The 20157-nt window shown below is 64.4% G+C and carries 21 protein-coding genes and 1 tRNA gene; 12 read left to right on the top strand and 10 right to left on the bottom strand.

The window, feature by feature from the left end; all coding sequences use genetic code 11:
* Positions 1-105 precede the first annotated feature (105 nt).
* Both ACIPG5_RS14755 and ACIPG5_RS14750 read left to right on the top strand, forming a co-directional pair.
* The gene (locus ACIPG5_RS14755; RefSeq protein ID WP_236236148.1) at positions 106-1260 is read left to right on the top strand and encodes an MFS transporter; all 1155 of its coding nucleotides are present in this window, start codon (positions 106-108) and stop codon (positions 1258-1260) included.
* Positions 1260-1796, top strand: coding sequence for an oxidase (locus ACIPG5_RS14750; protein WP_286913029.1), 537 nt, complete (start codon positions 1260-1262; stop codon positions 1794-1796). Before ACIPG5_RS14755 ends, ACIPG5_RS14750 begins: the two co-directional genes overlap by 1 nt.
* A gap of 126 nt (positions 1797-1922) precedes the next feature.
* Here the strand turns inward: ACIPG5_RS14750 and ACIPG5_RS14745 are convergent, their stop codons facing one another.
* On the bottom strand, positions 1923-2195 hold the full coding sequence (locus ACIPG5_RS14745; protein WP_176512022.1) for a DUF3509 domain-containing protein: 273 nt from the start codon (positions 2193-2195) through the stop codon (positions 1923-1925).
* 267 nt (positions 2196-2462) lie between these two features.
* On the opposite strand from ACIPG5_RS14745, the gene ACIPG5_RS14740 reads away from it, so the two are divergent.
* Together ACIPG5_RS14740 and ACIPG5_RS14735 are read left to right on the top strand one after the other, a co-directional pair.
* Entirely contained in the window at positions 2463-2987 is a 525-nt protein-coding gene (locus ACIPG5_RS14740) for an ankyrin repeat domain-containing protein (RefSeq protein WP_401375967.1), read from the top strand.
* Positions 2988-3047: 60 nt separating this feature from the next.
* On the top strand, positions 3048-3578 hold the full coding sequence (locus tag ACIPG5_RS14735) for a hypothetical protein (protein WP_401375964.1): 531 nt from the start codon (positions 3048-3050) through the stop codon (positions 3576-3578).
* Between the two features lie 120 nt (positions 3579-3698).
* Here the strand turns inward: ACIPG5_RS14735 and ACIPG5_RS14730 are convergent, their stop codons facing one another.
* Complete coding sequence (locus ACIPG5_RS14730) at positions 3699-4637, bottom strand: ZIP family metal transporter (protein WP_286913033.1); 939 nt, start codon at positions 4635-4637, stop codon at positions 3699-3701.
* Positions 4638-4764: 127 nt separating this feature from the next.
* On the opposite strand from ACIPG5_RS14730, the gene ACIPG5_RS14725 reads away from it, so the two are divergent.
* The 4 genes from ACIPG5_RS14725 to ACIPG5_RS14710 all read left to right on the top strand — a co-directional run bounded on the left by ACIPG5_RS14725 (position 4765) and on the right by ACIPG5_RS14710 (position 8027).
* Positions 4765-4956 carry a PLDc N-terminal domain-containing protein gene (locus tag ACIPG5_RS14725; protein ID WP_176512026.1) on the top strand — a complete coding sequence of 64 codons (192 nt, stop codon included), beginning with the start codon at positions 4765-4767 and terminating at the stop codon, positions 4954-4956.
* A 161-nt stretch (positions 4957-5117) separates the two neighbouring features.
* Positions 5118-7172, top strand: a complete 2055-nt coding sequence (locus ACIPG5_RS14720; RefSeq protein ID WP_401375960.1) for an LTA synthase family protein — start codon at positions 5118-5120, stop codon at positions 7170-7172.
* Between the two features lie 108 nt (positions 7173-7280).
* Positions 7281-7517 (top strand): hypothetical protein, encoded by a 237-nt coding sequence (locus tag ACIPG5_RS14715; protein ID WP_176512028.1) that lies wholly within the window; start codon positions 7281-7283, stop codon positions 7515-7517.
* Positions 7518-7691: 174 nt separating this feature from the next.
* Entirely contained in the window at positions 7692-8027 is a 336-nt protein-coding gene (locus ACIPG5_RS14710) for a ribonuclease E inhibitor RraB (protein ID WP_176512029.1), read from the top strand.
* An 84-nt stretch (positions 8028-8111) separates the two neighbouring features.
* Here the strand turns inward: ACIPG5_RS14710 and ACIPG5_RS14705 are convergent, their stop codons facing one another.
* Positions 8112-8912 (bottom strand): cytochrome c, encoded by an 801-nt coding sequence (locus tag ACIPG5_RS14705; RefSeq protein WP_176512030.1) that lies wholly within the window; start codon positions 8910-8912, stop codon positions 8112-8114.
* Positions 8913-9438: 526 nt separating this feature from the next.
* On the opposite strand from ACIPG5_RS14705, the gene ACIPG5_RS14700 reads away from it, so the two are divergent.
* Positions 9439-10173, top strand: a complete 735-nt coding sequence (locus ACIPG5_RS14700) for an amidotransferase (protein WP_176512031.1) — start codon at positions 9439-9441, stop codon at positions 10171-10173.
* Between the two features lie 66 nt (positions 10174-10239).
* Here the strand turns inward: ACIPG5_RS14700 and ACIPG5_RS14695 are convergent, their stop codons facing one another.
* From ACIPG5_RS14695 to ACIPG5_RS14685, 3 genes are all read right to left on the bottom strand, one after another.
* Positions 10240-11211 carry a magnesium and cobalt transport protein CorA gene (locus ACIPG5_RS14695; RefSeq protein ID WP_176512032.1) on the bottom strand — a complete coding sequence of 324 codons (972 nt, stop codon included), beginning with the start codon at positions 11209-11211 and terminating at the stop codon, positions 10240-10242.
* Between the two features lie 63 nt (positions 11212-11274).
* Positions 11275-11994, bottom strand: a complete 720-nt coding sequence (locus ACIPG5_RS14690) for a 1-acyl-sn-glycerol-3-phosphate acyltransferase (RefSeq protein ID WP_176512033.1) — start codon at positions 11992-11994, stop codon at positions 11275-11277.
* Positions 11995-12130: 136 nt separating this feature from the next.
* The gene (locus tag ACIPG5_RS14685; RefSeq protein ID WP_286913037.1) at positions 12131-12820 is read right to left on the bottom strand and encodes a crotonase/enoyl-CoA hydratase family protein; all 690 of its coding nucleotides are present in this window, start codon (positions 12818-12820) and stop codon (positions 12131-12133) included.
* Between the two features lie 289 nt (positions 12821-13109).
* On the opposite strand from ACIPG5_RS14685, the gene ACIPG5_RS14680 reads away from it, so the two are divergent.
* Positions 13110-13199, top strand: a tRNA-Ser gene (locus ACIPG5_RS14680).
* 120 nt (positions 13200-13319) lie between these two features.
* On the opposite strand, the gene ACIPG5_RS14675 is transcribed toward ACIPG5_RS14680, so the two are convergent.
* From ACIPG5_RS14675 to ACIPG5_RS14665, 3 genes are all read right to left on the bottom strand, one after another.
* Positions 13320-15458, bottom strand: a complete 2139-nt coding sequence (locus ACIPG5_RS14675; protein ID WP_401375953.1) for a TonB-dependent siderophore receptor — start codon at positions 15456-15458, stop codon at positions 13320-13322.
* A gap of 87 nt (positions 15459-15545) precedes the next feature.
* Positions 15546-15926, bottom strand: a complete 381-nt coding sequence (locus ACIPG5_RS14670) for a hypothetical protein (protein WP_176512042.1) — start codon at positions 15924-15926, stop codon at positions 15546-15548.
* Between the two features lie 96 nt (positions 15927-16022).
* Positions 16023-17216: an MFS transporter gene (locus tag ACIPG5_RS14665; protein WP_401375950.1), complete on the bottom strand. Its 1194-nt coding sequence runs from the start codon at positions 17214-17216 to the stop codon at positions 16023-16025.
* A 107-nt stretch (positions 17217-17323) separates the two neighbouring features.
* On the opposite strand from ACIPG5_RS14665, the gene ACIPG5_RS14660 reads away from it, so the two are divergent.
* Entirely contained in the window at positions 17324-18202 is an 879-nt protein-coding gene (locus ACIPG5_RS14660) for a LysR family transcriptional regulator (protein ID WP_401375947.1), read from the top strand.
* A gap of 40 nt (positions 18203-18242) precedes the next feature.
* Here the strand turns inward: ACIPG5_RS14660 and ACIPG5_RS14655 are convergent, their stop codons facing one another.
* Positions 18243-18992, bottom strand: coding sequence for a 3-oxoacyl-ACP reductase family protein (locus tag ACIPG5_RS14655; RefSeq protein WP_401375944.1), 750 nt, complete (start codon positions 18990-18992; stop codon positions 18243-18245).
* Positions 18993-19109: 117 nt separating this feature from the next.
* On the opposite strand from ACIPG5_RS14655, the gene ACIPG5_RS14650 reads away from it, so the two are divergent.
* Positions 19110-20048 carry a LysR substrate-binding domain-containing protein gene (locus ACIPG5_RS14650; protein WP_401375941.1) on the top strand — a complete coding sequence of 313 codons (939 nt, stop codon included), beginning with the start codon at positions 19110-19112 and terminating at the stop codon, positions 20046-20048.
* Positions 20049-20157 lie beyond the last annotated feature (109 nt).

Genomic DNA, 20157 nt, shown 5'->3' with positions numbered 1-20157 from the left:
AAGCCGGCTCCCACAGCATCCCCTGAAATCCATGGGCTACCCTGTGGGAGCCGGCTCGCCGGCGCTAGGGCCGGTACAGGCAACAACCCTTCACACTGAGTTCCGATGACTCCAATCCCCTACTGGCGCCTGTCCAGCTTCTACCTTTTCTACTTCGCCCTGCTGGGCTCGACGGCCCCATTCCTGGCCCTGTACTTCGACCACTTAGGCTTCTCCCCGGCACGCATCGGCGAGCTGGTGGCGATCCCCATGCTGATGCGCTGCATCGCCCCCAACCTCTGGGGCTGGCTGGGCGATCGCACGGGCCAGCGCCTGCTGATCGTGCGCCTGGGCGCGTTGTCGACCCTGGCCACCTTCTCGCTGATCTTCTTCGGCAAGAGCTACGCCTGGCTGGCGCTGGTGATGGCCCTGCATGCGTTCTTCTGGCACGCGGTGCTGCCGCAGTTCGAAGTCATCACCCTGGCCCACCTGCATGGCCAGACCTCGCGCTACAGCCAGGTGCGGCTGTGGGGCTCGATCGGTTTCATCCTCACCGTGGTGGGCCTGGGGCGGTTGTTCGAATGGCTGAGCCTGGACATCTACCCGGTCGCCCTGGTGACGATCATGGCCGGCATCGTCGCCGCCAGCCTCTGGGTGCCCAACGCCCGGCCAGTGGAGCAGGGCGAGCGCCCGGGGGCGGGCGGCTTCCTGGCCCAGCTGATGGCGCCCGGGGTGGTCGCCTTCTATGCCTGCGTGGCGCTGATGCAGCTCAGTCACGGGCCTTACTACACCTTCCTCACCCTGCACCTGGAACACCTGGGCTACAGCCGCGGCGCCATCGGCCTGCTGTGGGCGCTGGGGGTGGTGGCCGAAGTGCTGATGTTCATGGCCATGAGCCGGATTTTCGCGCGCTTCAGCATCCAGCAGGTGTTGCTGGTGAGCTTCCTGCTGGCGGCGCTGCGCTGGCTGCTGTTGGGCAACCTGGCGGCCGAGCCTGCAGTGCTGATTTTTGCCCAGGTATTGCATGCGGCGACCTTCGGCTGCTTCCACGCGGCCTCGATCGCTTTCGTGCAGGCCAGTTTCGGCCCGCGCCAGCAAGGCCAGGGCCAGGCCCTGTACGCCGCGCTGTCGGGCACCGGCGGTGCGTTGGGCGCGCTGTATTCGGGCTATAGCTGGAAATGGCTGGGGCCGACCTTCACCTTTGGTATGGCCAGCGCCGCAGCATTGGCGGCAGCCGTTATCATTGCCACTCGTTTGAACTCGACCAGGACACGCCGCTGATGAGCATCCTCTGTGTATTCCACCCCTCCAGCCCGGACTTGCCGAACAAGGTGCTGACCCACCACGACGATATCGCCGCGACGCTGGCCGAACAGGGCGTGCGTTTTGCCCACCAGCCACTGGCGCTGCGCGTGCGCCCGGGCGCCGGTGAGCAGGCGGTGCTGGGCGAGTGCCGCGAGTTGCTCGACCAGCTGATGACCGCGCACGGCAGCATGGCCTACCGCGTGCTGGATCGCGATGGCGCGCAGCCGGCGCAGGCCGACCTTCGTGATGAACATGTGCATGACGCCGAGGAGGTGTTCGCGGTGGTGAGCGGCCGTGCCCAGGTCGGCATGCGCCTGGGTGACAACGTGTATGCGGTGCTGTGCGAGAAGGGCGACCAGCTGGTGGTGCCGGCCAAGACCCGGCGCTGGGTGGAGCTGGGGGATAACCCGTTCTGCGTGGCGCTGCGGCTGTTTGCCAGCGAGCAGGGTGGGGAGCCGCGGTTTACCGGGGACGAAACGGCGCGGGCGTTTCTTGGGATCGATGAGCTGTAGTGTCTGACCGGGCCTCATCGCGGATCAATCCGCGCCTGCAACAACGGTGCCCCGCCATCCCTATGGGCAATGCAGCAACCGTGTGTAGGCGCGGGTTCAGCCGCGAGAGGCCGGTACAGACAAACCTTATCGATAGGTCGGCAGGGCAAACCGCTGCTGACTCTGCAGCATCGAAATGACGGGCAGTTCGCTGGCCTGTTCCGCCAGGTCGCGGCGAATGGCGCTGATAGCCCAGGACAGCTGCTCGGCACTGTGCATTTGCGCGTAGGTCAGCACACGGCGGGTCACTTTGCCGTCAGCGGCGCGAAGTGTCAGCAGGATGCCACCATCGGGGCGAGGCTGGGTGGCGACCTGGTAAGCCGAGAACACCGAGACGAACTTTTCCTGGATGAGGTCCATATCAACTCCTGACTGTTAGATGGGCAGACGTGAGTTGACTGTTGCAGTGACCGTGCCAGAAAAGTCTCCTTGAAAAATTCCTGTAAATTCAGTGGCTTAAGTAATTTTTTTTAGAGTGCCATCGTGCAGGCTGCATGGTCGTGCATTTTGCACAGTGCATTTTGCACGAGCCCGGCCATCCCTATCGGCCCCATAGATTCTGAACCTTTGACCCCTTGGCCTTGCCTGACAAACACTTGGGCAATCTTTTCTGCCAGGAGGTTCCAGATGTCCGATCAACTCGCCCCCGCCATCATGACCGATGACGAAACCGCAGCCTTTGCCGAGCAGGTGTTCGAACGCGCCCGCCAGGGCGATGCCGCGATGCTCGAGCGGCTGTTGGCCAGCGGCCTGCCAGCCAACCTGCGCAACCACAAGGGTGACACGCTGCTGATGCTGGCCAGCTACCACGGCCATCATGACGCGGTGCAGGTATTGCTGGCCCATGGCGCCGATCCGTTGATCGCCAACGACAATGGCCAGCTGCCGATTGCCGGCGCTGCGTTCAAGGGTGACCTGGCGATGATCCGCGTGTTGCTCGAGCACGGCGTGCCGGTGGACGCCGCCGCCCAGGACGGGCGCACGGCACTGATGCTGGCGGCCATGTTCAACCGCGGCGACATCCTCGAGTACCTGCTGGCCCAGGGCGCCGACCCGGCGCACCAGGATGCCCGTGGCGTCACCGCGCTGATGGCGGCGCAGACCATGGGCGCGGTGGAGGCTGCGGCGCGCTTGCAAGCGCTGGCCGGCTAACCGTTCGGGGGCGTTTGCGGCTATCCTTGGCGACTTTTCACCCGTCGCAGGCCCCCGTTCATGAAAAACCAGTTGCTCGAATTCATCCAACTCATCGCTGCCGGCTGCATGCGCGATGAAGACATCGAGCGCATCGCCGACGAGGCCGCCCAGGCCTACGCCGACCCGGCGGCCTTCCTGGCTGCCAACCCTGACATCAATTACGACGACAGCTTCCCGATCCCACTGGGCGAATGGGTGGTGCTCGGCAGCCTGCCGGATACCGTGGTGTTCCAGGCCGACAGCTTCCAGGAGCTGTTCCAGCACATCAGCGACTCGTTCGACAAGAGCGTGCCGTTCACCCTCAAGCCCAAGCAGCTGGCGCGTACCGAGCCGCTGACCGCGCTCAACCGCATCCAGGTGCAGATGGGGGCGCTGAACAAGGAAGCGGGCGGCTATGTGCTGCTCAACTTCAGCCAGTTGCTCGACGACGAGCTGCAGATGGTGATGGTGGGTCAGCACGACCTGGCGCGGGTGCAGGAGTTGGGCGCTGCGGTGGGGATCAAGGTGGAGCCGGCCTTGGAGGCATTGAAGGTTGCCGTTCACGTTTGAGTGGATGGGGTGATTGTACTGGCCCTATCGCCGGCAAGCCGGCTCCCACAGGTACTGCACAGCTGTTTCCTGTGGGAGCCGGCTTGCCGGCGATAGGGCCGCAATGCCCAACCCAGAACCTCAACCCAGCGCGGTATCCAGGAACATCATCACCGCAAACCCGCCCATCAACCCCAGGGTCGCCGAGGTCTGGTGCCCATTGCGATGGGTTTCGGGAATCACCTCGTGGGACACCACGAAGATCATCGCCCCCGCCGCCAGCCCCATGCTGATCGGGTAGGCCAGGGCAAAGCCGGTGGAGATGCCCAGGCCGATCACCGCCCCCAGCGGCTCCATCAGGCCCGAGCCGATCGCCACCAGCGCCGCCTTGAAGTTCGACAGCCCCGTGGCGCGCAAAGCCAGGGCCACGGCCAGGCCTTCGGGGATGTCCTGGATGGCGATGGCGCTGGTCAACGGCAGGCCGATGTTCATGTCGCCATTGGCGAAGCTCACGCCAATCGCCATGCCCTCGGGCAGGTTGTGCAAGGTGATCGCCAGCACGAACAGCCACACCCGGCTGATGCGCTCCGCCTCGGGGCCGCAGGGGCCGGTGCTCTCGTGTTCATGGGGGGTGAAGCGGTCGAGGCCGAGCATCAGCAGCACGCCAAGGCCCATGCCCAGCACCACGGTAAAGGCAGCCGCCGGGCCGTTGCCGGTGATTTCGCGGGCAGCATCCAGGCCCGGCAGAATCAACGAGAAAGAGCTGGCTGCCAGCATCATGCCGGCGGCAAAGCCGAGCATCACGTCCTGGCTGCGGGTGCTGACGTCGCGCAGCACCACCGCCAGCACCGCGCCCAGCGCCGTGGCGCCGAACCCGGAAAGGCCCCCCAGCAGCGCCAGGTGCAGGTTGTCGGCATGGTCGCCATTGATTGCATTCCAGAAGCTGGCCGCCAGCAGCACGATCACCGCCAGCAGGCTCACGCCCAGGCCAGCGCTGAGCCAGGGGGTGTTGATCACCTGTTGCCGCCAGGCACTGAACAATGAGGCAGGGGCGGCGCTTTGGGTGTGGGCAGGGGGCATGGGCACCTCGAACTGATGGATACAAGCAGTCTATCCAGTGACCGGCGCAGGCGGCCAAGGATTCCCTTCTATCGCCCTGATAGCTGACTATGCTCAGCCTCGTGAACGTTCAACGGGAGTGACCGACATGGGTTCGACATTCAATGGCCTGGTTGGCCTGATCATCCTGGCCCTGGATATCTGGGCGATTCTCAATGTGATCAAGAGTAACCGCGAGATAGGCGTCAAGGTGCTGTGGATTCTGCTGATCGCCCTGCTGCCGGTGATCGGGCTGGTGATCTGGGCGATTGCCGGGCCCAGGGGCGATGTGCGCATCTGAGCACAGCGGCGTGCCCGTGGCAGGGCCGCCGCAGACAAAAACAGCAACAGAGCCGTGACAAAATTTTCACATTGGTTTAAACAGAATCCGCACCCGCACAATGCTGCGTTGGTATAGCCAACGCCATCTCCGCAACCCGCAATCCTAGGACTTCCACATTCATGGCTAACACGGATGCCTTGAAGCAACAGGGCGCGCGATCATTCACGCCGACCTTGAAATCGCACCTGGCCTACACGCTGCTCAGCGGCCTGGTAATCATGGTGATGCTCAGCCTGGTACGCCTGGCGCTGCTGGTCTACAACAGCGACATGATTGGCGACACCCCTTACGCGACAGTCGCCGAAGGCTTCTTCAACGGCCTGCGCTTCGACCTGCGCGTGGTGGTGTACCTGAGCATCCCGCTGTTGCTGGCGATGCTCAGCCCCTGGGCGATGGCCCAGCGTGGCCTGTTCCGCTTCTGGCTGACGCTCTCCTCGAGCGTGGTGATGTTCCTCGGCCTGATGGAGATGGACTTCTACCGCGAGTTCCACCAGCGCCTCAACGGCCTGGTCTTCCAGTACATCAAGGAAGACCCGAAAACCGTGCTGAGCATGCTCTGGTACGGCTTCCCGGTGGTTCGCTACATCCTTGCCTGGCTGTTCGGCACCTGGCTGCTGAGCCTGCTGTTCAAGGGCATCGACCGCCTGACCCGGGGCAACGGCCAGCAGCGCGTGGCGCCCTGGTACAACCGCCTGGCGGTGTTCATGGTGATTTTGCTGGTGGCCGTGGTCGCCGCCCGTGGCACCCTGCGCCAGGGCCCGCCCATGCGCTGGGGTGATGCCTTCACCACCGACTCCAACTTCGTCAACCAGCTGGGCCTGAACGGCACCCTGACCCTGATCGACGCCGCCAAGAGCCGCTTCGGCGAAGACCGCGCCAACATCTGGAAGCCGGTGCTGGAGCAGAAACTGGCCACCCAGACCGTGCGCGAGCACTTGCTGACCCCTTACGACACCCTGGTCGATGCCGACGAGGCAGCAGTGCGCCGTGACTTCGTGCCGCCGGCCGAGCGCACCCTGCCGATCAAGAACGTCGTGGTGATCCTCATGGAAAGCTTCGCCGGCCATTCGGTCGGTGCCCTGGGCAGCCCGAACAACATCACCCCGTACTTCGACAAGCTGGCCAAGGAGGGTCTGCTGTTCGACCGCTTCTTCTCCAACGGCACCCATACCCACCAGGGTATGTTCGCCACCATGGCCTGCTTCCCCAACCTGCCAGGCTTCGAATACCTGATGCAGACCCCGGAGGGTGGCCACAAGCTGTCTGGCCTGCCAGCCCTGCTCAGCGCCCGTGACTACGACGATGTGTACGTCTACAACGGCGACTTCGCCTGGGACAACCAGTCCGGTTTCTTCGGCAACCAGGGCATGACCACCTTCATCGGCCGTAACGACTTCGTCAACCCGGTGTTCTCCGACCCGACCTGGGGCGTGTCCGACCAGGACATGTTCGACCGCGGCAACGAGGAGCTGGCCAAGCACGACGGTAAAAAGCCGATCTACGCGCTGCTGCAGACGCTGTCCAACCACACCCCGTATGCGCTGCCAAAAGACCTGCCGGTGGAGCCGGTGACCGGCCAGGGCCGCCTGGACGAGCACCTGACCGCCATGCGCTACTCCGACTGGGCGCTGGGCCAGTTCTTCGAGAAGGCACGCAAGGAGCCGTACTTCAAGGACACCCTGTTCGTCATCGTCGGCGACCACGGTTTCGGCAACCAGCAGCAGGTCACCGAGCTGGACCTGGGCCGTTTCAACGTGCCGCTGTTGCTGATCGCTCCGGGCATTCAGGAGAAGTTCGGCGCGGTCAACCACACCGTCGGTACCCAGGTCGACATCGTGCCGACCATCATGGGCCGCCTCGGTGGCGAGACGCGCCACCAGTGCTGGGGCCGCGACCTGCTCAACCTGCCTGAGGGCGACCAGGGCGTGGGCATGATCAAGCCGTCGGGCAGCGAGCAGATCGTCGGGCTGGTGCAGGGTGACCGCATCCTCATCGAGTCCAAGGACATGAGCCCGCGCATGTACCGCTACCAGCTGGGCCGCGAGTTCAAGGCCGAACTGATCGAGAGCCCGGACCAGCCGGAAATGCTCAAGAAGCTCGAAGCGTACATCCAGACCGCGACCAAGAGCTTGCTGGACAACACCGCCGGTGTCGTTCACGGCACGCCAAAGTAACAGCGATTTCATCTGTGCCAGGGCCGAGTGGACTGAACAAATCCCCTCGGCCCACGGTCAAGCAATTACAGGCATCAACTCCGATGTTCTCTGCTTGAGGGCTATTCGATGAAAGAGTGGGAAGTCATCTTTGCCGACCAGAAAGGCGAGCCGACCACGTTGGTGATGCACGGGGAACTGTGCCCCAGCGAGGAAGAGGCGGCCCGCGCCATTCGTTCGCATCTGTTTCCGGTCATGGATGAGCTGGACCTCAACGACTTCCAGGACCGCGCCCCATCCCCCACGGCACGCTGGCTCAAGGAGCAGAACGGCGTGATCATCACCAGTATCAAAGCAGCATCCTGACCCGCAGGTTGGCGTGGTGCCGTGCCAGGCACTACGCTGGTGGGAGGTGTAGGCCTTTTCTGCGGGGCCACACCTATTCAGTTCGCGTCTTGCATCAGCTCGATCTGCCGGCCGTTTCGGCAGGTGCGTAGTGCACGGAAAGTCTATCCATCGCTTTATTCGGGAGGACGATTCATGAGCAGCAGCCAGAACGACGATATCAGCAGCAATGTCCTGCGCCAGATGAAAGCTGGCGGTTTCGATTTCACCCGCATCCATCCCATCGAGTTCTACGCGGTATTTCCCGACGAGGCCAACGCGCGCCGGGCGGCTGGGCAGTTTCGTGGCGAGTCGCTCAATGCCCAGGTGCATGAGCGTGACGACGGCGCGTGGCACCTGGAACTGAGCAAGGTCATGTATGCCACCTATGGCGGCATCGGTGACTTCGAGGAGCGCTTCGAGCAGGTCGTTTCACCCTACGGCGGCGAGGTCGAAGGCTGGGGCGTCAAGCATGAGCGGCCAATAGCCTGAAACCCCGGGGCTGCCCACAGGCATTTCGAAGCACTCGAAGACAGTGAGATTCCTGTGGGAGCCGGCTTGCCGGCGATTGGGCCCTCAAGGCTTGCGCTTGGCCATATGCCCCAGGTAAGCCAGCAAGGCATCCAGTTCCTGTTCACTCAGCACACTTTCGGCAAACCCCGGCATCCGTGCCTGGGGCCACTGCCGCAAGCTTTGCGGGTCGCGAATGTACTGGCGCAAAAACCCCGGCTGGAAATACTCGGTCGGGTTGTGCGGCACGTTCAGGTCCGGCCCGAACTGCGCATCACCGGCGCCGTTGAGCCGATGGCAGGCCAGGCAGTTCTGCTGAAACAGGGCAAAGCCCTTGCGCACCGGATCATCGGCCGGCAGTTTCGGGTCTGGCAGCAGCGCCGGGAAGCGTTGCTCGACAGGCGCCAGGCGGCGGATCGTGGCGATCTGGAACGGCCATTGCTCCGGGCGTATGCCGCTTGCCTGTGGGTTCGTCCACACCAGGTAGAACGGCCCGGCACTCGGCTTGCCTTTGCTCAAGGCAGGCCAGGGCTTGCCCGGGTCTTCGACCGCCAGCCAGGCGCGAGCCGGGCCATCCTGCAACAGCGGGGCAGCGGGCATTTCGGCGGCGAAACCATCGAGCGCCACAGCCTGCAGATGGTCATCGGCAGCGATGCCTGGCAACAGCGTGGCCAGCGGCACCGCGCGATAGCGCATGGGCCGCTTGTAGGAAACGTCTTGTTCGATGCTGATATCGCGGGCCTGGGGCAGGCTCAGCAGGTCGGCGCTGTCCAGCTGGCGCGGCGTGCCGCCCAGTTCCAGGTGCAGTTGCGCCGCCGACAGCGGCAGGCTGCAAAGCAGGGCGAGCAGGGCAAAGCAACGGCGCATGGGCATTCTCCGACCATCAAGGCCGGCAGGTTACCTGTGCATGACCGGTGAACGCCACAGCCACCATCAGCCGAACAAGCGCGTGAGGTTCGGCAGGATCAGCAGCAGCGTGGTGGCGAACAGAATGAGCCCAGCTTGGCGAAGTTTCGATTGTCTGAACATGGCGGACCGCCTTCTTGTTGTTATTCCTGAATACCCGTTGGCTTCCTTGTCGCGCGTCGGGTCGATCACAGTGGCGTGGAGCACGCCGGTACTGCTTGCCTCTTTGAAATCGATATACAACCAACAGTAGGGGCTGCGTCATCCCTGTTTCAGAACCCTTTGTTCTATTGGCGCAATTCGAAATCGCGATGTGCTATGAGGCCAAAGGCCATTTCGCTGGCATGTCCTGACTAGACGGCCGCGAATCTGCCATCGCCAGTCCGGCAAAATGTGACCGTTCGTCAGTGCAGCCTACTTGCTTGTACGTGCCTTTCGCGTCAGTCTTTACAACAGATTCCCACCCATGTCGTTCAGGACTATCCCTATGTCGTTACGCATCTGCATCCTTGAAACCGATGTCCTGCGACCGGAGTTGACCGCGCAGTACCAGGGCTACGGAAGGATGTTCGAGCAGCTCTTCTCGCGGCAGCCGATCGCAGCCGAGTTTTGTGTGTACAACGTGATGAACGGCGACTATCCCCCCGATGGCGAACGCTTCGACGCCTACCTGGTGACCGGCAGCAAGGCTGACTCGTTCGGCAACGATCCCTGGATCCAGACGCTCAAGGCCTACCTGTTGAAGCTGTACGAGCGTGGCGAGAAGTTGCTGGGCGTGTGTTTCGGCCATCAACTGCTGGCGCTGACCCTGGGTGGCAAGGCCGAGCGCGCCGACAAGGGTTGGGGGGTGGGCGTGCACCGTTATTCACTGGCTGCGCACGCGCCGTGGATGGACCCGCAAGTGTCCGAGCTGAGCCTGCTGATCAGCCACCAGGACCAGGTGACCGAGCTGCCGGAGGGCGCCACGGTGATTGCCTCGAGCGATTTCTGCCCGAATGCGGCGTATCACATCCGCGACCAGGTGCTGTGCTTCCAGGGGCACCCGGAGTTCGTCCACGACTACTCGCGGGCGCTGCTCGATGCGCGCCAGGATTACCTGGGCGATGAGGTGTACCACAAGGCGGTGGCGAGCCTGGCCACCGAACACCAGGGCGACCTGGTGGGGGAGTGGATGATGCGTTTCGTCCAGCAGTCGGGCAAGGCAGGCGATAGCGCTGCCTGATCGACAAGCCAGCCCTCACAGGCTACTCGACAGCCTGTGGGAGCTGGCTTGCCAGCGATGAGGCCCTCACAGCCAGCCGGATTTCTTGAAGCTGGCATATAGCCCGGCACAACCCAACCCGATCACCCCCAGCACCGCAAAATACCCGTATTGCCAGTTCAGCTCGGGCATGTTCTGGAAGTTCATCCCGTAGATCCCGGCAATCGCCGTCGGGAAGGCCAGGATCGCCGCCCAGGCTGCGAACTTGCGCTGCACGATGCTTTGCCGTGACGACTCCAGCAGCATGCCGATCTCGATGGTCTGGCTGGCGATGTCGCGGATCCCGGCCAAATCCTCCATCTGCCGCGTGACGTGAATCTGCACGTCGCGAAAATACGGGCGCATGTTCTTGTCGATGAACGGGAAGCTCAGCCGCTGCAGCTCCTCGCTCACCTCCACCATCGGTGCCACGTAGCGGCGCAGCCTGAGGATGTCGCGGCGCAGGCTGTGCAGGCGGCGTATGTCTTCTTCCTGCAGCGAGCCACCGAGCACGCTTTGCTCCAGCTCCTCGATCTCGCCATGGATCGCCTCGCTGACCGGCTGGTAGTTCTCGGTGACGAAGTCGAGCAGGGCATACAGCACGAAATCTTCGCCATGCTCCAGCAGCAAAGGCCGCGCTTCGCAGCGCTGGCGCACCAGGGCGTAGGATTTGGAGTGGCCGTTGCGGCAGGTGATGATGTAGCCATTGCCGGCAAAGATGTGGGTTTCGATGAACTCCAGCTTGCCTTCATGGCGCACGGGCGAATAAGTGACGATGAACAGCGCATCGCCGAAGGTTTCCAGCTTGGGCCGGCTGTGTTTTTCCAGCGCGTCCTCGATGGACAGCTCGTGCAGGTTGAACTGGCGCTGCAGATTGGCCAGTTCCTCGGCGTTGGGCTCTTCCAGCCCGATCCAGACGAAATGCCCAGGCTTGCGCGCCCATTCGCTGCCTTCGTCGATATTGATGTTGGTGACCTTCCTGCCGGCGGCGTACACCGCCGATGCCACGACTCGACCCATGGTGATCCACTTGTTCGGTTGCACACGGGTTACAGCTTGGTCGTTAGCGGCCTCAAGAGCAACCTAGGGGTTGCTCAGTTCACCTTCCATGCGGTCGATGCACTGCTGCATCTGCGTGCGGCACTGGGCGATCAGCGCCGGCAGGTCCTGCTGGCTGAGCCCGGCGGTGGCGATCGGCGGCAGCGAGCGCACGATCACCGTGCGCTTGCGCCAGCTATTGAGGCTCAGGCGCCGGGTGTAGCGGCTGACGCACACCGGCACGATCGGCACGCCGGCCTCGATGGCCATGTGGAAGGCGCCTTTCTTGAATGCCAGCAGCTGCTCTTGGGGGTTGCGCGTGCCTTCCGGGAAGATCCAGATCGAGGTGTCGTCACGCAGGATGCGCGTGGTCACCTGCATGGCCTTGCGCGCCTGGTAGGCGTTGCTGCGATCGATCAGCACGTTGCCGCCAAGCCAGAACAGTTGGCCGAACAGCGGAATCCAGCCCAGGCTCTTCTTGCCGATGGCGACGGTGCGCTGCGGCACCACGTGGCCGAGGATGAACAGGTCGAAGTTCGATTGGTGATTGGCCACGATCACGCAGCCGGGCGGCTGGTCCCACAACGGGCCGACCTCGGCCTTGACCTGGATGCGCATCAGCCAGGTCGCCGGGATGCTGTAGAGGCGGGCGAACACGCGGCTGTTGTCGCGGTTGAAGGGGCGCAGCAGGCCGATCAGCAGACCGATGCAACCCACCAGCAGAAAGTGCAACGCCAACAGGAGCATGCGAAGGGAGTAGAGCATTGTACGACTCACACCAGACAGTCGCGGCGCAGTGTACGGCTGTGCACTGGCTGGGGCAAACCTTGGTGTGTGTCCTGTGTGGCCCTGTCGCCGCCAACCGGTGGGAGCCGGCTTGCCGGCGACAGGGCCCTGAAGGTCAGCCCATATGGCCCTGATCCAGCAGGATCGCTTCATCCAGCAGATCCAGCAGCCCCTTGCGCACCTTCAGCTTGGTGTTCTTGTGCGCCAGCATGTTCAGCTTCTTCAGCTCACGGGCCGCTGCCAGCGCGGTTTCCTGCAACTGCTCGGCCGGCACGACCTTGTCCAGGAAGCCTGCATCCAGCGCGTCCTTGGGGTCGAACATCTCGGCATTGATCACCGAGCGGTGGAAGGCCGAGCGGCGCAGGCGGTCGCGGGCCAGTTCGATGCCGGCGTGGTGCATGGTCATGCCGATCTGCACTTCGTTCAGGCCGATCTTGTACGGGCCTTCGACGCCGATGCGATAGTCGCCCGACAGCAGCAGGAAGGCGCCCTTGGCCACGGCATGGCCCGGGCAGGCCACGATCACCGGGAAGGGGTGCGACAGCAGGCGCCGGGCCAGGGTGGAGCCGGCGGTGACCAGGCTGACCGCCTGCTGCGGGCCGGAGGTCATCACCTTGAGGTCATAACCACCCGAGAGAATGCCCGGCTGGCCGGTGATGATCACCACGGCGCGCTCCTGGGTGGCGCGGTCGAGGGCGGCATTGAAGGCCGTGATGACATCCGGGGAGATCGCGTTGACCTTGCCGTTGTTCAGGGTCAGGGTGGCGATGCCGTCTTCGGCGTGGTAGGTAATCAGCTCGCTCATGACAGAGTCCTTTAGGTGGCGTGGCGACGACGTTACCCAGCGGCGCGAGCCAGGTAAAGCAGCAAGGCTGACCGGCCAGTCAGTGGGCGGGCGCCACGCCTTGGTGCGGCGGGGTAGAGCGTTGCCAGGCCGTAAAAGCGCAGGCGAGATTGGCAGCATTGCCCTGGCGCCCTCGGTTTTTCGGTGGGTTGGCTTAAATGCATGAAAAATTTGAAAAAAATACTTGCCAAAGAAAAGCTCTTCCACTAAATTAGCGCGCCTCGACAGGGTGAAAGCCTTGAAGAGAAACGGTGAAGTGTCCGAGTGGTCGAAGGAGCACGCCTGGAAAGTGTGTATACGAGAAATCGTATCAAGGGTTCAAATCCCTTCTTCACCGCCACATTCTGCGAAGAGCCCCCGAGCTGAAAAGTTCGGGGGCTTTTTGCATTCTGGGTCACCCAGATTGTCCTGGGGGCAGTGCTCTGTGGGAGGAGGCTTGCCCCACTCCCACAGTAGAAGGTCAGAAGCTGACCGAAGCCGACAAGCGCGCCGTGCGCGGCGCCCCCTGGAACAGGTAGTTGTCGCCCAGGTAATCGCCCACGTCCCGCCAGTAGCGCTTGTCGAACAGGTTATCCACGGTCAACCGCAGCACCGTGTCATACCCCCCGATGCGCGTGCGATACCGGCTCCCGACATCGAACACGGTATACCCGCCAACCGCCACATTCCCCGCCTGGCTCGCATACTTGCTGGCGCTGTAGCGCGCCCCGCCGAGCAACGCCAGGCCCGGCAGCGGCAGGCTGTACTCGGCGTGCAAGGCCGCGCGCAGGTTCGGCACGTTGATCGCCTGGTGGCCTTCGTAGGCATCGGTGTCGCTGTTCTTCACCCGCGCGCGAATCGCCGCGGCGCTGGCCTGCAGCTGCAGGTTGGAGGTCACCCAGCCGCTGGCGCCCAGCTCCAGGCCGATGTTCTTCTGCTGGCCCTGCTGCACATAGGTGAAGCTGCCATCACCTTCCGGCCGTGCGTACTGGTACGCCTGGCGAATCTGGAACAGCGCGGCGCTCAAGCTCATGCCCTGCCAATCGCGCTTGATGCCGAGCTCCAGCTGATGGGAGAGGGTAGGGGCGAGAATTTCTGCGGCGTTGCTGGCAAACCAGGGCGCCGTGCCGCCGGCCGACAAACCCTTGGCGTAGCTGGCATACAGCGTGGTATCGGGGCGCGGCTTGTAGATCAGCGCGGCATTGGGCAGCAGCTGGTATTGCTGGGTATGGCGCCCGGCTGCGCCATTTTCGTCCCAGGTCTTTTCGTCCAGGCGCACTTCGCGGGCGCCGAGCACGGTCTGCCAGTGTTGGTCGAAGGTGATGCGGTCACTGATGAACACCCCGTACTGGCGGCTGTCCAGGCGCCGCTCGCTGGCGCCTGTCGGTCTGTCCGACGGCGGCACCGCAGGCGCGCCGGTATAGATGTTGCCGCTGCCGACCAGGTCGTTGTAGTAGGGGCGCTGGTCGAGGGTGCGGCGTTGCGCGCTGCTGCCCAGGGTCAGCTCGTGGCCGACACCCAATGCATCGAAGCGGCCGTTGAGCAGGGCCTGGGCTTCATCGATGCGGCGGGTGTCGTCGGGGCTGCGAAAGTCATAGATGTCGTAGTCGCCTTCGGGGCTGAAATGCGACTGCATGCCGCCGCCGCTGCCCCAGGCAAAGGCGCTGTAGTCATCGATCACCACCTTGCTGCGCGAGGCGCTCAAGGTGCCGCTCCAGGCCTCGTTGAAACGGTATTCGAAGCGCCCGCCCAGGTTCAGCGCATCGTTTTGCACGGGTTTGGCCCAGTGCTGGTAGGCCAGGCGGTCATCCGGGTCGATGCCGTGGGGCAGGGCGCTGCCGCCAAGCAGTTGGTAGCCGGGCACCGAGCGCTGCTCGCGGTGCTGGTACTCGGCATCGAGTTGCAGCGTGGCATCCGGGTTGATCTGCCAGTCGAAGGCCAGCGAGGCGAAATCGCGCTTGCCGTCGGCATGGTCGACGTAGGAGCGGATGTCCTCGTGGGCAAGGTTGGCGCGCAGGCCGAACTGGCGCTCGCTGCCGAACCAGCCGCCAAGGTCAGTGGCCAGGTAGCGCTCGCCCTGCTCGTTGGTCGAGACCGTCACGCTGCGCACGTCCGCGGCGCGCTTGGTCACGTAGTTGATCAGCCCGCCGGGCTCCGACACGCCGCTTTGCAACCCCGACAAGCCCTTGAGCAATTCGACCTGCTGCTTGTTCTCCAGCGCCACGTTCTGCTCGCCGGCAATGGTCTGGCCATTGATGCGGTAGCTGCTGGCCGCGTTGAGCTCGAATCCGCGCACGTTGAAGTTTTCGTAATAGCCGATCGGCGCGTAGCTTTCGCCGACCGAGGCATCGCTCTGCAGCACCTGGCTGAGCAGGCGCACCTGGCGGTCTTCGATCAGCTGCTGATTGAACACGCTGACCGCCGCCGGGGTGTCGAGCAACGGCGCGGCCTGGAACCCGCCCACCGAGGCTTCCCGCGCCTGGTAGCCGTCGTCGCCGTAGGTGTCGGAAACCTGCACCGGGGCCAGTACGACGCTGTCTTCGGCCGTGGCATGCGGGCAGTGCAAGGCCAGGCCCAGGCTGAGCAGGCTCAGGGGCAGGCGGGGGTGAGGCAGAGGCATTACCGGAGTCCTTAGCTGGCGTAGACCGCACGGCGCCCGGGTGCAGGCGCGGTGCGGTCAAAAAGCCGCCATGTTACCCGAAGACCCTCAGTCTGCGTTGGCGGGCCGCCGGTGCTGGCGCCAGCTGTCGTCGATCTTCGACCAGGTCTTGCCGTCGGTGACCGCCATCAGCTTGCGGCCATCCTTGAAGGTGGCCAGGAAGGTGGCTTCCTGCTCCTTGCCGCCGAGCCAGAGCCCGGCCAGCAAGCCCACCGGGCCTGCCACCAGGGCGCCGGCCACGCCCCAGCCGATGGCGGTACCGAGGCTGCGGTTGGATTCGAGGCTGGCAAGGCGCAGGTCGCTGATGCGTGCCAGGGAAATCCGCTCGCCAGGCGAAGGGCTGCGCGGGGTCTTGAGAGTGAGCGATCCATTGCGAAACTCGCCTTCACCTTGCAAGAAATCGCCGGATTGCACCGTGAGTCTTGTCATTGTGTCGTCCTGTCAGTGGAAGGGCTTTTGACCTGGGCTTTAATGAGCGCCGCGGCGCCAGGCAAGTCAACGATCAGGCGACAGAGGGTAGCGGCGCTATGTCGCGGGAGCCTGCATGGCCCGCTGGCGCTTGCGTTCGGCGCCAACCCAGACCAGCAGTGCCAACGTCCCGATGGCCAACCCGGCGACCACGATGCCCATCCAGCCCTGATGCTGGAACAATTGCGTGCCCAGCAACGAGCCTAGCGCGCCGCCGATGAAATAACAGGTGATGTAGCCGGCATTGAGACGTGTGCGTGCCTCAGGGCGCAGGGCGATCACCGCATTCTGGTTGCTCACGTGCACCAGCTGCACGGCCAGGTCCAGCACCAGCACGCCTGCTAGCAACGCGGCCAGCGAGTGCTGGGCGAAGCCCAACGGCACCCATGCCAGCAGCAAAGCGACCAGGCCCACAGTGGTGCCCAGCGAGCCCTTGCCACGGTCTGCCAGGCGCCCGGCCCAGTTGGCCGACAGCGCACCCGCCGCACCGGCCAGGCCGAACAGGCCGATCACCGCGTCGGAATAATGGTAGGGCTCGTTGGCCAGCAGAAACGCCAGGGGCGTCCAGAACAAAGCGAACAGGCTGAACGCCAGCAGGCCCAGCAGCGAACGCAGGCGCAGCACCGGCTCCTCGACGAACAGGCGGAACACCGAGCCGATCAAGGCCGGGTATTTCAGCCCCGCATGGCTGTCGTGCTGCGGCAGGCTGCGGTACAGGGCGACGGCGGTGATGGCCATGAGCACGGCGGCCAGCACATAGATGCTGCGCCAGCCCCCCAGTTCGGCCATGAAGCCTGCCGCCGTGCGCGCCAGCAGGATGCCCAGCAGCAGGCCGCTCATCAGCGTGCCCACCACCCGGCCGCGCTGCTCGGGTGCGCTCAAGGTTGCGCCCAGTGGCACGAGAATTTGCGCCACCACCGAGAACAGGCCCGTGAGCACGGTACCCAGCAGCAACCAGGGCAGGCTCGGGGCGCAGGCGCTGATGACCAGGCCCAGGGTGGCGATCGCGGTCATCACCACGATCAGCCGGCGCTGCTCGAACAGGTCACCCAGCGGCGCCAGCAGCAACAGCCCGGCGCCATAGCTGAGCTGGGCGGCGATGACGATGCTGCCGGCGCTGGCGGTGCTCAGGCCGAACTGCTCGGCGATGCTGTGCAACAGCGGTTGGGCGTAGTAGTTGCTGGCCACGGCCAGGCCGGTGGCGGTGGCCATCAGCAGGATCAGGGCACGGCTCAAGGTGGGGGCGTTCATGGCAATCTCGGTGCGGGCAGGGGTGAGTGGCAATTAGTATCTGGAGTTGTCTGGCATGACGCCAATGTATAGTTATCAGCTTATCCATCTCGAAAGCAGATAGATCGATGAACCTCAAGCAGCTTGAATATGCCTTGGCCGTGGCCGACACCGGCAGCTTCACCCGCGCCGCCGAGCGCTGCCATGTGGTGCAGTCGGCGCTCAGCCATCAGGTGGCGCGCCTGGAGGCGCAACTGGGCGTCAGCCTGTTCGAGCGTAGTTCGCGGCGGGTGCGCCTGACCCCTGCGGGCGAAGCCTTCGTGCTCAGCGCCCGCCCGGCCGTGGAGGCCGCCGGGCGGATCGCCGATGACGTGGCCGCAGCCTGTGGCCAGGTGCGTGGGCGGCTGTCGATTGGCGAGATCAGTTCGCTGACCGCGCTGGACCTGGTTGAACTGCTGGCGCAATTTCATGGCCGCTACCCGGATGTGGACGTGCGCTGGCTCACGGCCAAGAGCGAGTGGCTGATAGCGGATGTGTGCGAGCGGCGCCTGGATGTAGGGTTCATCGGCCTGTGGCAGGGCGAAGTGGTGCAGGGTGTCCAGCATCGTCTGCTGGCGCGTGAGGAACTGGTGGCCTTGTTGCCACCGGGCCATCGCCTGGCGGGCCGCCCCCAACTGACGCTCGCCGATCTGGCTGGCGAGGTGCTGGTGGATTTCCCTGAAGGTACCGGCGCGCGGCGCCAGACCGATGAAGCCTTCCAGGCGGCGGGGCTGGTGCGGCGGGTGCAGTTCGAGATCGGCCATATTCGTCTGGTGGAGAAATTCGTGCAGCGGGGCATGGCGGTCGGGCTGGTGCCCGAGCGCAGTGCCCAAGGTATCCCGGGCGTGGCGGTCGCGCGGCTGGCCGATGCGCCTGTGCGGCATTTGTATGCGGTGTGGTCGAACAGCCCCACGCCTGCAGCGCGGGCGTTTCTGGGCATGCTCGAGCAACATCTGATGCCGGGCTGAAAGCGGTTGCCGGTGCGCACGGGCACCGGCAACCGTTCGCTCAGGCGGCGAAGCCGCCGTCGGCGGTCAGGCTGGCCCCGGTGATGTAGCCGGCTTCCGGCCCCGCCAGGTAGGCGACGAAGCTGGCGATCTCGTCGGCCTGGCCGTAACGCCCGATCGCCATCAACGGGATCAGGCTTTCGGCGAACTCGCCGCTGGCCGGGTTCATGTCGGTGTCCACCGGCCCCGGTTGCACGTTGTTCACGGTGATGCCCTGCGGCCCCAGGTCACGCGCCATGCCTTTGGTCAGGCCCACCAGCGCCGACTTGCTCATGGCATACGCTGCCCCGCCGGCAAACGGCATGCGCTCGGCGTTGGTGCTGCCGATGTTGATGATGCGCCCGCCCTGGCCCATGTAGCGGGCGGCGGCTTGGCTTGCGACGAACACGCTGCGCACGTTGATCGCCAGGGTGCGGTCGAAGTCCGCCAGGTCGAAGTCGGCCAGTGGCGCAACCGCCAGCACGCCGGCGTTGTTGACCAGGATGTCGAGGCGGCCGAAGGCTTTCACGGTGTCGTCCACCGCCAGTTGCACGGCAGCGGCGTCGGCGCTGTCGGCGCGCAGGGCCAGGGCCTGGCCGCCGGCGGCCTGCACTTCTTCTACCAGGGCCTGGGCCGGGCCTTCGGAGCTGACATAGGTGAAGGCCACCTGGGCACCTTCGCGGGCCAGGCGGCGCACGATGGCGGCGCCGATGCCGCGCGAACCGCCCTGGACCAGGGCCACTTTGCCTTCGAGGTTAAATTGCTTGGACATGCTGATCTCCTGCTGGAAGCAAGGCCGAATGCCTTGGATGGGCGCAGTATCGACCGTGGATTACCTACTGATAAGATGGCAATCACTATCAGCAGAGTGAACCTTTGGTTGGCAATCATGGCCACGGAATCCTTTAGCGCCCTCGAATGTTTCATCCGCAGCGCCGAGGTCGGCAGTTTCGCCGAGGCAGCCAGGCGCCTGAGCCTGACCCCGGCGGCAGTGGGCAAGCACGTCGCCCAGCTGGAAGCGCGCCTTGGCGTGCGGCTGTTCCAGCGTAGTACGCGCAAGCTGACCCTGACCGAAGCGGGGCAGCGATTTCTCGGTGAGGTGAGCGACAGCTTTCGTACCATCCAGTACGCCGTGGCCAACCTGGCAAGCGCCGAAGGCCAGCCGGCGGGGCTGTTGCGGGTGAGCATGGGCACGGTGTTCGGCCGGCTCTATGTGTTGCCGCTGCTGGGCGAATTCTTGCGGCGCTACCCGGCGATCACCCCGGACTGGCATTTCGACAACCGCCAGGTCGACCTGATCGGCCAGGGTTTCGATGCTGCCATTGGCGGTGGCTTCGAACTGCCGCCCGGGGTGGTGGCGCGCAAGCTGACGGTGGCGCATCGGGTGTTGGTGGCGTCACCTGGCTACCTGCAACAGCATGCGCCGATCGAACACCCCGAAGTGCTGCAGCGGCATGCTGGGATATTGATCCGCTCACCGCAAACCGGGCGTGTGCGCAGTTGGCCGCTGACCAGCCGCGCGCAGGAGCAGCAGCCTTTGCTGCTGCGCCAGGCGATGACCATGAGTGATTCCGATGCCGCTTGCGCGGTGGCCGTGCAGGGGTTGGGGATAGCCTTGGTGAGCCTGCCGTTTGCCGTGCCTTACCTGGACGCCGGGGCGCTGCAGCGGGTGTTGCCGGATTGGTATGTGGACGATGGGCATATCAGCCTGTACTACGCCGGGCACAAGCTGTTGCCGGGCAAGACCCGGGCGTTCATCGATTTTGTGGTGGAGCAGTTTGCCGAGCGGGGGTTGGCGGGGCGCTTCGATGCGTTGGCTCAAGGGTAAGACGGTGTTGGCCCTATCGCCGGCAAGCCGGCTTGTATGGTGATACTCGAAGGGGTGGTGGGACGACAAAGCCGATTCTGACTGTTAGCCGCAGTACAGACCGTGGGAG

It is taken from the genome of Pseudomonas sp. NPDC087029 (assembly GCF_044745345.1).
In the GTDB taxonomy this organism is placed as follows: Bacteria; Pseudomonadota; Gammaproteobacteria; order Pseudomonadales; family Pseudomonadaceae; genus Aquipseudomonas; species Aquipseudomonas faucium.
This window is presented reverse-complemented; position numbering and strand designations above follow the sequence as displayed.